The organism is Streptomyces sp. NBC_00464 (assembly GCF_036013915.1).
Classification (GTDB): Bacteria; Actinomycetota; Actinomycetes; order Streptomycetales; family Streptomycetaceae; genus Streptomyces.
Genome location: NZ_CP107899.1, coordinates 4637697 through 4650809 on the forward strand (window position 1 = coordinate 4637697; position 13113 = coordinate 4650809).

The window sequence follows — 13113 nt, forward strand, 5'->3', positions numbered from 1 at the left end:
CGGCACCCGTAGGAACTCCACCGGTCGCGGGCGGCGGCAGACCCGCCCGCGACCGGCACCGGCCCACCGCCCGACTCCCCTTCTCCAGAGGTACGCAACGCCATGACGCAGCCGCCCCAGCCGCCGCCCAACGACCCGTCCCAGGGCGGGTTCGGCGCGCCGCAGGACCCCCCACCCGGTGGTTTCGGTGCCCCGCAGGACCCGCCGCCCGGTGGTTTCGGCGCCCCGACGCCGCCGCCCGCCGACCCGTTCGGCAAGCAGCCGGCCACCCCGCCGCCCCCGGCCCCCGGCGGCTACGGCACCCCGCCGCCCCCGGCTCCGGGCGGCTACGGCACCCCGCCGCCCGCGGGCCCGCCACAGCAGCAGCCCGGCTACGGCTACCCGCAGGGACCGCCCCAGCAGCAGCCCGGATACGGCTACCCGCACGACCAGCCGACGCAGCCGTCCGGGTACGGATTCCCGCCCGGTCAGGCTCCGCAGCAGGGGTACGGATTCCCGCCCGGCCAGCCGACGCAGCAGCAGAGCTACGGCTACCCGACCGCTCCGATGCAGCAGCCGCAGCAGCCCGGCGGCAACGGGCCGAAGAAGTTCTCCACCCAGTCCCAGATTATCGTCGCCGCGGTGGTCGCCGTGGCACTGATCATCGGCGGCGGTGTCTGGTTCGCGTCGAGCGGCGGCGACGACGAAGGCAAGAAGGACGAGGCGTCCACCTCCGCCGGCACCAGCGGCGAGAACAAGGGCGGATCGGGCAGCAGCGACAGCATCGGGGGCGGCGGCAAGGAGAAGGCCCCGGCCAACACCAAGGCCCAGGTCGGCTTCCAGCTTCCGCAGCCCAAGGTCACCGATGTCACCACGGTCGCCGGTTCCTGGCTGACCGACAAGGCGTACGTGAAGACCGGCGTCAACGAGATCGTCGGCTACGACCTGGCCAAGGGCACCAAGCTCTGGTCGATCCCGCTGGACGGCCAGCTGTGTGCCGCCTCCCGGTACATGAGCAAGGACTTCAAGACGGCCGTCGCCTTCGAGGAGGGCAAGCGGACCACGGCGAACAAGTACCCCACCTGCAACCAGGTGGGCGCCCTCGACCTGAACACCGGCAAGCTCATGTGGAGCAAGTCGGTGACCGCGTCCACCGGCGGTGACCGGCCGGTCCGGTTCGACGAGATCACCGTCAGCGGCACCACGGTCGCCGCAGGCGGCACCGAGGGCGGCGCCGCCTTCGACCTGAACACCGGCGCCGAGCGCTGGAAGCCGAAGGTCAGCACGGACGGCTGCTACGACAAGGGGTACGGCGGCGGCGAAGCACTCGCCGTGGTCCGCAAGTGCGGGACGTACGACGACCCGCAGCTCGTCATCCAGGCGCTGAACCCGACGACGGGCGCCCCGCTCTCCTCGTACAAGATGCCGCCCGGTGTCGACTACGCGAGCATCGTCTCCACCAAGCCGCTGGTCGTCGCCGCCGACGTCGGCGACACCGCCGGTGACGGCAGCGGCATCTCGGACTTCTTCTCGATCGACGCGGCCAGCGGCAAGCTGCTCACCAGGATCGCGGCGGACGGCGAGAAGTACGCGGCGAGCTGCCGCGCCACCAAGGTCGAGAGCTGCCAGCACCTCGCGGTCGGCAACAACCGCATCTACGTGCCCACCGAGGAGCACGAGGGCACCGGCGAGTACGGCAACACCAACGAGATCGTCTCGTTCGACCTGACCACCGGCAAGCCGACCAGTGACCGGGCCGACGCGGGCGACCGCTACTCGATGTTCCCGGTCCGCATGGACGGCGGCAACATCATCGCGTACAAGGAGCCCCCCTACGACAAGGGCGGCCAGATCGTCTCCATCGACGGCGCCACCTTCAAGCAGACCGTGCTGATGGACAACCCGAGCGACGAGTCCGTCCGGGACGCGGAGACCAGCTTCTCCTCGGACTACGCCGAGTACCTCTACGGCAACGGCAAGCTGTACATCTCGGAGACGATGGTCAGCAAGCCGCGGGAGAGCGCGCTGGACGACAAGGAGTACCTCGTCGTCTCGTTCAGCACGAGCTGACCGCCCGGCGCACATGTGGGGGTGGAGCCGGCCGGCTCCACCCCCACACGCATGTCCTCACCCGGTACGAGTCAGGCCCTCAGTGGTCAGCATGCAGGTGGCAACAGCCAGAATTCGGCCATGATGAGCCATCAACTCGCTGCGAAAGCACCCGAAGCGGGCTATCTCGATCCTTCTGCAGGCTAAGACGCCCGCCGCCTCGAACAAGCGTGTAACTTGCCGGGTCTAAGAGGGCCGGGGGGCCTGCCGGTGCTATGGGGGGTTACTCGATGGGCGTGCGGCTCATGGTGATCGATGACCACCGACTGCTGGCCGAGGCGCTGGCCTCGGCACTGAAACTGCGGGGGCACCGGGTGCTCGCCGCTGCCGCGCCCACCTCGGGGGCGGCGGAACTGGTCGTCAGCAGGGCGCCGGAGATCTGCCTGTTCGGCACGGCGGCACCCGCCGAACCGGGCACCTTCGACCCGATCGTCAGGATCAGGCGCGAGCGCCCGCAGACCGCCGTGGTGGTCCTGGGTCCGGTGCCCAGTCCGCGCGGCATCGCGGCCGCCTTCGCGGCGGGCGCCGCGGGATACGTCCGGCACGACGAACGCATCGAGGGCGTCGAGCGGGCGATCGCCAAGGCGCGGGCGGGCGAGGCGGCGATCGCGCCGCAGCTGCTCCAGGGTGCCTTCGCCGAACTGCTCAACCCGGCGGCGCAGCCGGACGACGAGGGCCGGCGGCTGCTGCAGATGCTCACCCCGCGCGAGGTCGAGGTCCTGGTCCGGGTCGCCGAGGGTGAGGACACCCGGCTGATCGCGGCCGGTATGCGGATCGCGCCGAGCACCGCCCGTACCCATGTGCAGCGCGTGCTGATGAAGCTGGGCGTCGGCTCCCGGCTGGAGGCGGCGGCGCTCGCCGCCCGTACCGGCCTGCTGGACCGGGCGGCCCCGGGGACGCGGCAGGGGCCGGACTCCGTCGGCTGACGATGTCCGGCCCCTGCCGCTGTTGATGGCGCGTCAGCTGTCGGACGCGTCCGTGGTGGCGGGCGCGACCGCCGGCGGCTGGGCCGGGCGCAGCTTGAGCCAGACCAGGAAGAACAGCCCCAGGGCCAGCATGGCGAGACCGGTCCACAGGTTGATGTGGACGCCCTCGGCCTTCTTCAGATCGGCGTCGGACGGGTTGATCCCCGCGATGGTGACGATGACTCCGTACACCACGAAGAGACCGCCGATGATCGTCCGGATGTCGAACAGCCGGGCCGCCGTGGCGGACTTCCGCTCCAGGTCGGAGACTTCCTTGTGCAGGTCGGACATGGTGAGTTACTCCGATCAGAACGAGTAGGGGACGTAACACAGGGCGGCGAGCACGATCGCGCCCCAGCCCAGCAGCGCGGGCCTGCGGTACCAGGCGTCGTCGCCCTCCGCGGGCAGCTCGTCGGCGTCCGGGGACTCGGTTCCGTACACCAGACCGGCCAGTTCGGCCTCGGGCTTGGGGGCCGTGAACAGTGTGACGACGACCATGACGACCGCACCGGCGACGAAACCGACGATCGCAGAGACGAAGTTGGCGCCCTGATCGGTCGGGATGTCGATGACACCCTGCTTGTAGATCACGAAGTAGTTGATCATCGCGGCGGTCGTACCCGCGACCAGGCCCCAGACGCCCGACTTCATCGAGGCGCGCTTCCAGAACATTCCGATGATGAAGACGACGAACATCGGGACGTTGAAGAAGGAGAACAGCGTCTGGAGGTAGCTCATGATGTTGGAGAAGCTGGCGGCGATGAACGCCGTGCCGATGGAGGCCAGCACCCCGACCACCGTGATTCCCCGGCCGAAGCGCAGGTAGTACGCGTCCGGCCGGTCCTTCTTCACGTACCGCGCCCAGATGTCCGTGGTGAACACCGTGTTGAACGAGGAGACGTTGGCGGCCATGCCGGCCATGAACGCGGCCAGCAGGCCCGTCACCGCGATGCCGAGCACACCGTTGGGCAGCAGCTCCTGCATCAGCAGCGGGATCGCGTCGTTGTAGGTCAGGTCCGAGCCGGGGGTGCCGATCTTCGGTACGAGGACGGCGGCGACCAGGCCCGGGATCATCACCAGGAAGACGATGAAGATCTTCGGGAACGCGGCGATCAGCGGGGTGCGCTGGGCGGCCGAGAGGTTCTTCGCGGACAGGGCGCGCTGCACCTCGGCGAAGTTGGTCGTCCAGTAGCCGAACGAGAGCACGAAGCCCAGGCCGAGGATGATCGTCAGCCAGTTGGCGCCGAGCGGGTTGGCGTCACCGATGCCGGTTCCGCCCCAGGCGGTCATGAAGTTCGCGCCGTGGCTGGACTCCAGCGAGTCGCTCAGCCCGTCCCAGCCGCCGACGCGCTTGAGACCCAGCAGGGTCAGCGGGATCAGCGCGGCGAGGATGACGAAGAACTGCAGCACCTCGTTGTAGATCGCGGAGGAGAGCCCCCCGATGGTGATGTAGACGAGCACGAAGAGGCCCGCGACCACGATCGCGACCCACTGCGGCCAGCCGAGGAGCGCCTCCACGACGATCGACAGGGCGTACAGGTTGACGCCCGCGATCAGGATCGCCGCGAAGGCGAAGAGTATGGAACTGAGCAGATGCGCCGACTTGTCGAAGCGCTGGAGGAGGAACTCCGGTACGGAGCGCACCTTCGACCGGTAGTAGAAGGGCATCATCACGAGGCCCAGGAAGACCATGGCGGGGATGGCGCCGATCCAGTACCAGTGGACGACCGCCACGCCGTACTGCGCGCCGGTCGCCGCCATGCCGAGGATCTCGGTGGCGCCGAGATTCGCCGCGACGAAGGCCAGACCGGTCACCCATGCGGGCAGTGACCGTCCGGACAGGAAGAAGTCGAGGCTCGTCTTCACGCTCGCCCGGGCGGCGAAGCCGATGCCGAGAACGACGACGAAGTAGATCGCCAGGATCGTGTAGTCGAGCCCGTTCGTGGGGAGCCGGAGCCCTGCAGCCAGATATTGCATGTGGGGGGTACTCGCTTCGTTGCGCGAACTGAACCCGAAGGAAACTACGCTCTTGTGTTCAGAAAATGAACACTTCCCATGAGGTTCTTTGTTGGATTGTGATCGTATTGCCGGAAACTCCGACCTCAACCCTGCGAGATTCCCGTCACTCCGCCCGCGCCGACTCATTGACGAGCCTGTTGATTTGTGGTTCATTGTGTTTGGTTCTGTTTGGGAGGAGTCTGGTGAAGAAGACGGTTACGACGCTCGCCGACGGCCGGGAGCTGATCTACTACGACAGCCGTGACGACGTCGTCCGCGACGCGGTCGACCGGCGTCCGCTCGACCCCGTCTCCACGTCCTCCGAGGTCCGCCGCGACCCGCTCCTCGGCGACAGCGTCGCCATCGCCTCGCACCGCCAGGGGCGCATCTACCACCCGCCGGCCGACGAGTGCCCGCTCTGCCCCTCGCAGGAGGGCCGGCAGAGCGAGATCCCGGAGCCGGACTACGACGTCGCCGTCTTCGAGAACCGCTTCCCCTCGCTCGCCGGTGACTCCGGCCGCTGCGAGGTCGTCTGCTTCACCTCCGACCACGACGCGTCCTTCGCCGACCTCACCGAGGAGCAGGCCGCACTCGTCCTGGAGGCGTGGACCGACCGCACCGCGGAGCTCGCCGAGCTGCCGCAGGTCACGCAGGTGTTCTGCTTCGAGAACCGGGGCGCCGAGATCGGCGTCACGCTCGGCCACCCGCACGGCCAGATCTACGGCTACCCCTTCGTCACCCCGCGCACCGAGCTGATGCTCCGCTCCGCGGCGGACCACCGCGCGGAGACCGGCGGCAACCTCTTCGACGACGTGCTGGCCCGCGAGGAGGCCGACGGCTCGCGGATCGTCCTCGCCGGCGAGCACTGGGTGGCCTTCGTGCCCTACGCGGCGCACTGGCCGTACGAGGTCCATCTCTACCCGCGCCACCGCGTCCCCGACCTGCGGGAGCTCGACGAGGCCGCACGACGTGAGTTCCCACAGGTCTATCTGGAACTCTTGAGGCGATTCGACCGGATCTTCGGCCCCGGCGAGCCGCCGACCCCGTACATCTCCGCCTGGCACCAGGCGCCGTTCGGGGTCGGGGGACGGGATGACTTCGCGCTCCATCTGGAGCTTTTCACCATCCGACGTACCTCCGGCAAGCTGAAGTTCCTCGCGGGTTCCGAATCCGGCATGAACGTGTTCATCAACGACGTGCCGCCGGAGACCGCGGCCCAGCGACTGCGAGAGGTAGCGAGCGAGTGAGCAAGTCCCCGAAGAAGTACCTGGTGACCGGCGGCGCGGGATACGTGGGCAGCGTGGTCGCCCGGCACCTGCTGGAGGCGGGGCACACCGTCACCGTCCTCGACGACCTCTCCACCGGCTTCCGCGAGGGCGTCCCGGCCGGCGCCGAGTTCATCGAGGGCCGCATCCAGGACGCCGCTAAGTGGCTGGACTCCTCCTACGACGGAGTGCTGCACTTCGCCGCGTACTCCCAGGTCGGTGAGTCCGTCGCCGACCCGGAGAAGTACTGGGTCAACAACGTCGGCGGCTCCACCGCCCTGCTCGCCGCGATGCGCGACGCCGGGGTGCGCACCCTGGTCTTCTCCTCCACCGCCGCCACCTACGGCGAGCCGGTCTCCAGCCCCATCACCGAGGCCGACCCCACCGCCCCGACCAGCCCGTACGGCGCCACCAAGCTCGCCGTCGACCACATGATCACCGGCGAGGCGGCCGCCCACGGACTGGCCGCGGTCTCGCTGCGCTACTTCAACGTGGCGGGGGCCTACGGCGACTGCGGCGAGCGGCACAGCCCCGAGTCCCACCTCATCCCGCTGGTCCTCCAGGTCGCGCTCGGACAGCGCGAGTCGATCTCCGTCTACGGTGACGACTACCCCACCCCCGACGGCACCTGCGTCCGCGACTACATCCACGTCGCCGACCTCGCCGAGGCCCACCTGCTGGCGCTGGACGCCGCCACCGCGGGCGAGCACCTGATCTGCAACCTCGGCAACGGCAACGGCTTCTCGGTCCGCGAGGTCATCGAGACGGTCCGCGAGGTCACCGGCCACCCGGTCCCCGAGACCGCGGCCCCGCGCCGCGCCGGCGACCCGGCCGTCCTCGTCGCCTCCGCCGCCACCGCCAGGGAGCGGCTCGGCTGGCAGCCGTCCCGCGCCGACCTGGCCGGAATCGTCTCCGACGCCTGGACGTTCGCCCGCCGAGAGGAGCCCACCGCACCATGACCGACAACGCCGAGCCGACCGCCGGCTTCACCGATCTCACCGCCTCCTTCACCGAGCTGTACGGGACCGAGCCCGAGGGAGTCTGGGCCGCCCCCGGCCGGGTCAACCTGATCGGCGAGTACACCGACTTCAACGACGGCTTCGTGATGCCGCTCGCCCTGCCGCACACCGCACGGGCCGCCGTCGCCCGCCGCAGCGACGGCGAGCTGCGGCTGCACTCCACCGATGTGCCGGGCGGCGTCGTCCAGCTCCGCCTCGACGAGCTGGCCCCGCACGAGGGCCACGGCTGGGCCGCCTACCCGGCCGGCGTCGTCTGGGCGCTGCGCGAGGCCGGCCACGAGATCACCGGTGCCGACATCCAGCTGTCCTCCACCGTCCCCACCGGTGCCGGGCTCTCCTCGTCCGCCGCGCTCGAAGTGGTGACCGGACTGGCCCTGAACGACCTCTTCGGGCTCGGCCTCACCGCCGCCGAGCTCGCGGTGCTCGCCCAGCGCGCCGAGAACGCGTTCGTCGGCGTCCCCTGCGGCGTCATGGACCAGATGGCATCGGCCTGCTGCACCGAGGGCCACGCCCTGCACCTGGACACCCGCGACCTCACCCAGCGCCAGGTCCCCTTCGACCTGGCCGCCCAGGGCCTGCGGCTCCTGGTCGTCGACACCCGCGTCAAGCACGCGCTCGGCGACGGCGCGTACGCGGAGCGGCGGGCCGGCTGCGAGGAGGGCGCCCGCCTCCTCGGCATCCGTACCCTGCGCGAGCTTCCGTACGAGGGGCTGGGCACCGCCCTCGGCACCCTGGCCGCGGCCGGCGCGGACGAGTCCGTCGTGCGCTACGTACGCCATGTGGTCGGCGACAACCAGCGCGTCGAGCAGGTCATCGCGCTGCTCGACGCGGGCGAGGTGCGCGCGGCGGGCCCGGTCCTCACGGCCGGCCATGTCTCGCTCCGGGACGATCTGCGGGTCTCCTGCGTGGAGTTGGACCTGGTCGTCGAGACGGCGAACGCGGCCGGTGCGCTCGGCGCGCGGATGACCGGCGGCGGCTTCGGCGGCTCGGCGATCGTGCTCGTGGAGGAGTCGCAGGCGGACACGGTCACCAAGTCCGTCCAGGAGGCGTTCGCCGCTGCGGGCTACGCGGCCCCGGGCGTCTTCCCCGCCACACCGTCGGCGGGGGCCCGCCGGCTCGTCTGAGCCGGTCGCCGGCCGTTCGTCAGAGCTCCTTGACGAGTGTGAACTCGGTGACCCCGGGCGGGTAGTTCTCGACCCGCCCGCTCACCTCGTAACCCCGCTTCCGGTAGAAGTCGGGGGCCTGGAAGTCCCAGGTCTCCACCCGGGAGCGGGCGCAGGACCGGTCCGTCCGGGCCACCCGTTCCGCCTCGGCGAGCAGCCGCGAGCCGAGGCCGGAACCGCGGTGGCGGACGTCGACCCAGAGCAGATCCACATGCAACCAGTAGGCCCAGGTGCGGCCGGTCAGCCCCGCCGCGACCTGCCCCTCGGCATCCAGCGCCCATACCTCCAGCGGGACTTCGAGCGCGGCGGGCGTATCGCGCAGCGCGCGGATCCGCGGCGAGCGTGCGGTGTTGTCGTCACGTAGCCACCTGTTCAGCAGCTGACGTCGTTCTTTGTCCACTTCTGTCTCAAGACGGAACATGAACCACACCCTAGGACCCGACTGCCCGTCAGTTCTGTGAATCCCCTTCCGCTCCCGGCCGCCGCCCGTACCCTGATGCACAGCACCGGCGGGGGCCGGTGCTGATTCAGGGGTACGAGACAGCCGGGTGCGACGCCCGGGCGGGATGGCAGTCGGAGCACGGCGGCGGCCGTGGACTGCGGTTCAACTCCCCGCTCCGGGCGTCGTACCCGCGCCGGTCCGTCCCTGCCGGGGGTCGCGCGCTTCGGGCGCCCCAGAACACACAGCATGGGGGTGCCTGTGGCCCGTATCCGGGTTCTCGTCGTCGACGACCACCGCATTTTCGCCGAGTCGCTCGCCGCGGCGCTCGCCGCCGAGCCGGACGTCGACGTGGCCGCGGCGGGCAGCGGCCCGGCCGCCCTGCGCTGTCTGGAACGCGCGGCGGCCGAGGGGCGCGGTTACGACGTGATACTCGTCGATGCCGAACTGGGCATCGTGCGCCCGCCCGGCCGCCGGGCCGCGGGTCCGGTGCCGGTGCCCGCTCCCAGGGCCGGGGAGAACGTCCTGGTCGACGGCATCTCCCTGGTGGCCGGCATCCGTGCGCTGCGGCCGTCGGTGCGCACGGTGGTGCTCGCCGAGAAGGACGACCCGCGCCGGGCTGCGCTCGCGCTCCAGGCGGGCGCCTGCGGCTGGGTCGCCAAGGACAGCTCGCTGCAACGGCTGCTCGCGGTGATCCGCGGCGTGCTGCGCGAGGAGACGCATCTGCCGCCCGCGCTGCTCACGGGCGTGCTGCGGGAGCTGATGGCGGACCGCAAGCACCGCACCGAGAGCGAAGAGCTCGTCGAGTCCCTCACCCCGCGCGAGCGTGAGGTGCTGCGCTGCATGGTGGCGGGCCTGGGCCGCAAGGCGGTGGCGGAGCGGCTCTTCCTCTCCCCGCACACGGTACGTACGCATATGCAGAACGTGCTGGGGAAGCTGGGTGTGCACTCCACGCTGGCGGCCGTCGCGCTGGCCAGACGGGCGGGCGTCGGCCCGGCCGATCTCGAAGTGCCGCCCCCGGAGCCCGTGCTAGCCGGGGATGTTGTCGAACGGGGCGGTCAACTGGCGTAGCAGTCCCGCCAGTTCGCCCCGTTGTCGGCGGGACAGTTCGCCCAGGATGGCGCGCTCCTGGGCGAGCAGGCCGGCCAGTGACTGATCGGCCTTGTCGCGGCCCTCGGCGGTGAGCCGGACCAGCACGCCGCGGCGGTCGCTGGGGTCGGGGAGCCGCTCGACGAGATTCTTCTTGGTCAGCCGGTCGATGCGGTTGGTCATCGTGCCCGAGGTGACCAGGGTCTGGGTGAGGAGCTGGCCGGGGGAGAGCTGGTACGGGTCGCCGGCGCGGCGCAGCGACGTGAGGACGTCGAACTCCCACGGTTCCAGGTGGTGCTCGGCGAAGGCGATCCTGCGGGCCCGGTCGAGGTGGCGGGCCAGGCGGGAGACGCGGCTGAGGACCTCGAGTGGTTCCACGTCGAGGTCGGGGCGCTCGCGGCGCCATGCAGCGACCAGTCGGTCGACCTCGTCCTCCATGTGGATCAGTGTAGAGGGTCTGTCGACATGAAGTCTCTTGAATTCGAGTCTCTTGACATCAAGATACTTTCGGGTCGATCCTGGACCGCATGACCGCACCCACCTGGGACCCGCAGCAGTATCTGCGCCACGCGGACCATCGCACCCGCCCCTTCCGTGACCTGCTGGCCCGCGTCCCCGAACTGCCGGACGCCGCCGCCCCCCGTATCGCCGACCTCGGCTGCGGCGCGGGCAACGTCACCGCCCTGCTCGCCACACGCTGGCCCCTGGCCCGTATCACCGGCTACGACAACTCCCCGCAGATGCTGGACCGGGCCCGCGCCCACGCCACCGCCCTGCTGGACTTCGCCGAAGCCGACGCCGCGACCTGGACCCCCGCCGAGCCGCACGACCTGATCATCTCCAACGCGCTGCTCCAATGGGTCCCCGGCCACGCCGACCGCCTCCCCGGCTGGCTGGACGCGCTCACCCCCGGCGGCACCCTCGCCCTCCAGGTCCCGGGCAACTTCGACCAGCCCTCGCACGCCCTGATGCGCGAACTCGCCGAGTCCCCGCGCTGGCGCACCCGTCTGGGTGGCCGCCTGCGCCACACGGACGCGGTCCTGAGCCCCGCCGGCTACCTGGACCGCCTCACGGGGCCCGGCCGCACCGCCGACGTCTGGGAGACCACCTATCTCCACCTCCTGCACGGCCGGGACGCCGTACTCGACTGGGTGAAGGGCACCGGACTGCGCCCGGTCCTCACCGCCCTCGCCGACGACGAGCAGGCCCAGGACGCCTTCCTCGCCGAATACCGCGACCTGCTGCGCGCCGCGTACCCCGAGGGCCCGCACGGCACGGTCTTCCCGTTCCGCCGCATCTTCGCCGTCGCACACCGGGAGAGGTGACGATCGCCGCCGTCGGCCACGTCCGGCTCGCGGGACGGGGCCCCGGCACCGGAGAACCGGTGACGGAGCCCCGTCGCGTACCTGTGCCGCCGCCGCTCAGTTCTTGCGGTGTCCGATCAGCCGCGGCTTCGACTCCAGGTTCTCCAGACCGTGCCACGCCAGATTCACCAGATGGGCGGCGACCTCGGCCTTCTTGGGCTTGCGCGCGTTCACCCACCACTGACCCGTCAGCGCCACCATCCCGACCAGCGCCTGCGCATACAGCGGGGCCAGCTTCGGATCGAAGCCCCGGGCCTTGAACTCCAGACCCAGGATGTCCTCCACCTGGGTGGCGATATCGCTGATGAGCGAGGCGAACGTGCCCGTCGACTGGGCCACCGGCGAGTCACGGACCAGGATGCGGAAACCGTCCGTGTACGTCTCGATGTAGTCCAGCAGCGCGAACGCCGCCTGCTCCAGCAGCTCACGCGGATGGCCGGCGGTCAGCGCGGTGTTCACCATCTCCAGGAGCTGACGCATCTCCCGGTCCACCACCACGGCGTACAGCCCCTCCTTGCCGCCGAAGTGCTCGTACACCACCGGCTTGGAGACCCCGGCACGCGCCGCGATCTCCTCCACCGACGTGCCTTCGAAACCCTTGTCGGCGAAGAGCGTGCGACCGATGTCAAGCAACTGCTCGCGGCGTTCCTTCCCGGTCATCCGCACCCGGCGGGCCCGCCGGGCCGAAGGTGCACGGGTGTTCTCGCTGCCTGCGCTTGAGTCGGTCGCCACGTCGTCAATCATGCCGCGTCGGCCTGCGCGGGGTGGCGCCGGGACTCGATACGGGCGGAATCGGGCCAGCGCACGTCGGACGCCCAGCCCAGCTTCTCGAACCAGCGGATCAGCCGCGCACTCGAATCGATCTGACCCCGCATCACACCGTGCCGCGCACTCGTCGGGTCCGCGTGGTGCAGGTTGTGCCAGGACTCACCGCACGACAGGACCGCCAGCCACCACACGTTGCCGGACCTGTCGCGGGACTTGAAGGGGCGCTTGCCGACCGCGTGACAGATCGAGTTGATCGACCAGGTCACATGGTGCAACAGCGCCACCCGGACCAGCGAGCCCCAGAAGAACGCGGTCGCCGCACCCCACCACGACATCGTGACCAGGCCCCCCACCAGCGGCGGAATGGCCAGCGAGACGATCGTGAAGGTGAGGAAGTGGCGGGAGATCCCACGGATCGCCGGGTCCCTGATCAGATCGGGGGCGTACTTCTGCTGAGGCGTCCGCTCCTCGTCGAACATCCAGGCGATGTGCGCCCACCAGAGGCCCTTCATCAGAGCCGGCAGCGTCTCGCCGAAACGCCACGGCGAATGCGGGTCACCCTCCGCGTCCGAGAAACGGTGGTGCTTGCGGTGATCGGCCACCCAGCGGACCACCGGACCCTCCACCGCCAGCGAACCGGCCACGGCCAGGGCGATACGGAGCGGACGCTTCGCCTTGAACGAACCATGTGTGAAATACCGGTGGAAACCGATCGTGATGCCATGGCAGCCGATGAAGTACATCGCCACCAGCAGTCCCAGATCGAGCCAGCTCACACCGCGGCCCCAGGCCAGCGGCACCGCCGCGACCAGGGCCACGAACGGCACGACGATGAACAGCAGGAGCGCGATCTGCTCGATCGACCGCTTGTTGTCCCCGCCGAGCGTGGCGAGGGGGAGATCCTGACCGGCAGCCGGCTGAGCGGCCTCGATCACTTCGGGGCTGGACTTCATTG

General features: G+C 70.3%; 13 protein-coding genes. 7 read left to right on the plus strand and 6 right to left on the minus strand.

Annotated elements, in window-relative coordinates; genetic code table 11:
- Positions 1 to 102: 102 nt before the first annotated feature.
- Positions 103 to 2049, plus strand: a complete 1947-nt coding sequence (locus OG912_RS20970) for an outer membrane protein assembly factor BamB family protein (RefSeq protein ID WP_327710714.1) — start codon at positions 103 to 105, stop codon at positions 2047 to 2049.
- Positions 2050 to 2318: 269 nt separating this feature from the next.
- Complete coding sequence (locus OG912_RS20975; RefSeq protein WP_327710716.1) at positions 2319 to 3014, plus strand: helix-turn-helix transcriptional regulator; 696 nt, start codon at positions 2319 to 2321, stop codon at positions 3012 to 3014.
- Positions 3015 to 3047: 33 nt separating this feature from the next.
- On the opposite strand, the gene OG912_RS20980 is transcribed toward OG912_RS20975, so the two are convergent.
- Together OG912_RS20980 and OG912_RS20985 are read right to left on the minus strand one after the other, a co-directional pair.
- Positions 3048 to 3344: a hypothetical protein gene (locus OG912_RS20980; RefSeq protein WP_327710718.1), complete on the minus strand. Its 297-nt coding sequence runs from the start codon at positions 3342 to 3344 to the stop codon at positions 3048 to 3050.
- Positions 3345 to 3359: 15 nt separating this feature from the next.
- Complete coding sequence (locus OG912_RS20985) at positions 3360 to 5030, minus strand: sodium:solute symporter family protein (RefSeq protein ID WP_326736651.1); 1671 nt, start codon at positions 5028 to 5030, stop codon at positions 3360 to 3362.
- A gap of 224 nt (positions 5031 to 5254) precedes the next feature.
- Here OG912_RS20985 and galT point away from each other — a divergent pair, with 224 nt between their 5' ends.
- From galT to galK, 3 genes are read left to right on the plus strand one after another with little or no spacing between them, the layout of a single operon-like run.
- Complete coding sequence (gene galT, locus OG912_RS20990; protein WP_326736650.1) at positions 5255 to 6298, plus strand: galactose-1-phosphate uridylyltransferase; 1044 nt, start codon at positions 5255 to 5257, stop codon at positions 6296 to 6298.
- Positions 6295 to 7275 (plus strand): UDP-glucose 4-epimerase GalE, encoded by a 981-nt coding sequence (gene galE / locus OG912_RS20995; RefSeq protein ID WP_326736649.1) that lies wholly within the window; start codon positions 6295 to 6297, stop codon positions 7273 to 7275. Before galT ends, galE begins: the two co-directional genes overlap by 4 nt.
- Complete coding sequence (gene galK / locus OG912_RS21000) at positions 7272 to 8459, plus strand: galactokinase (protein WP_327710720.1); 1188 nt, start codon at positions 7272 to 7274, stop codon at positions 8457 to 8459. The genes galE and galK overlap by 4 nt, the downstream gene beginning before the upstream one ends.
- Before the next feature lie 19 nt (positions 8460 to 8478).
- Here the strand turns inward: galK and OG912_RS21005 are convergent, their stop codons facing one another.
- Positions 8479 to 8919 (minus strand): GNAT family N-acetyltransferase, encoded by a 441-nt coding sequence (locus OG912_RS21005; RefSeq protein WP_326736647.1) that lies wholly within the window; start codon positions 8917 to 8919, stop codon positions 8479 to 8481.
- A 279-nt stretch (positions 8920 to 9198) separates the two neighbouring features.
- On the opposite strand from OG912_RS21005, the gene OG912_RS21010 reads away from it, so the two are divergent.
- Positions 9199 to 10008, plus strand: coding sequence for a response regulator transcription factor (locus OG912_RS21010; protein WP_327713495.1), 810 nt, complete (start codon positions 9199 to 9201; stop codon positions 10006 to 10008).
- Here the strand turns inward: OG912_RS21010 and OG912_RS21015 are convergent.
- Positions 9967 to 10464 (minus strand): MarR family winged helix-turn-helix transcriptional regulator, encoded by a 498-nt coding sequence (locus OG912_RS21015; RefSeq protein ID WP_326736646.1) that lies wholly within the window; start codon positions 10462 to 10464, stop codon positions 9967 to 9969. The two genes, OG912_RS21010 and OG912_RS21015, sit on opposite strands and share 42 nt — an antisense overlap.
- 89 nt (positions 10465 to 10553) lie before the next feature.
- Between OG912_RS21015 and OG912_RS21020 the strand changes: the two genes are divergently transcribed.
- Complete coding sequence (locus tag OG912_RS21020; protein ID WP_327710721.1) at positions 10554 to 11351, plus strand: trans-aconitate 2-methyltransferase; 798 nt, start codon at positions 10554 to 10556, stop codon at positions 11349 to 11351.
- Between the two features lie 96 nt (positions 11352 to 11447).
- Here OG912_RS21020 and OG912_RS21025 read toward each other — a convergent pair whose 3' ends face one another.
- Positions 11448 to 12134 carry a TetR/AcrR family transcriptional regulator gene (locus OG912_RS21025; RefSeq protein ID WP_327710722.1) on the minus strand — a complete coding sequence of 229 codons (687 nt, stop codon included), beginning with the start codon at positions 12132 to 12134 and terminating at the stop codon, positions 11448 to 11450.
- The gene (locus tag OG912_RS21030) at positions 12131 to 13111 is read right to left on the minus strand and encodes an acyl-CoA desaturase (protein ID WP_327710723.1); all 981 of its coding nucleotides are present in this window, start codon (positions 13109 to 13111) and stop codon (positions 12131 to 12133) included. Before OG912_RS21030 ends, OG912_RS21025 begins: the two co-directional genes overlap by 4 nt.
- Between the last annotated feature and the right edge of the window lie 2 nt (positions 13112 to 13113).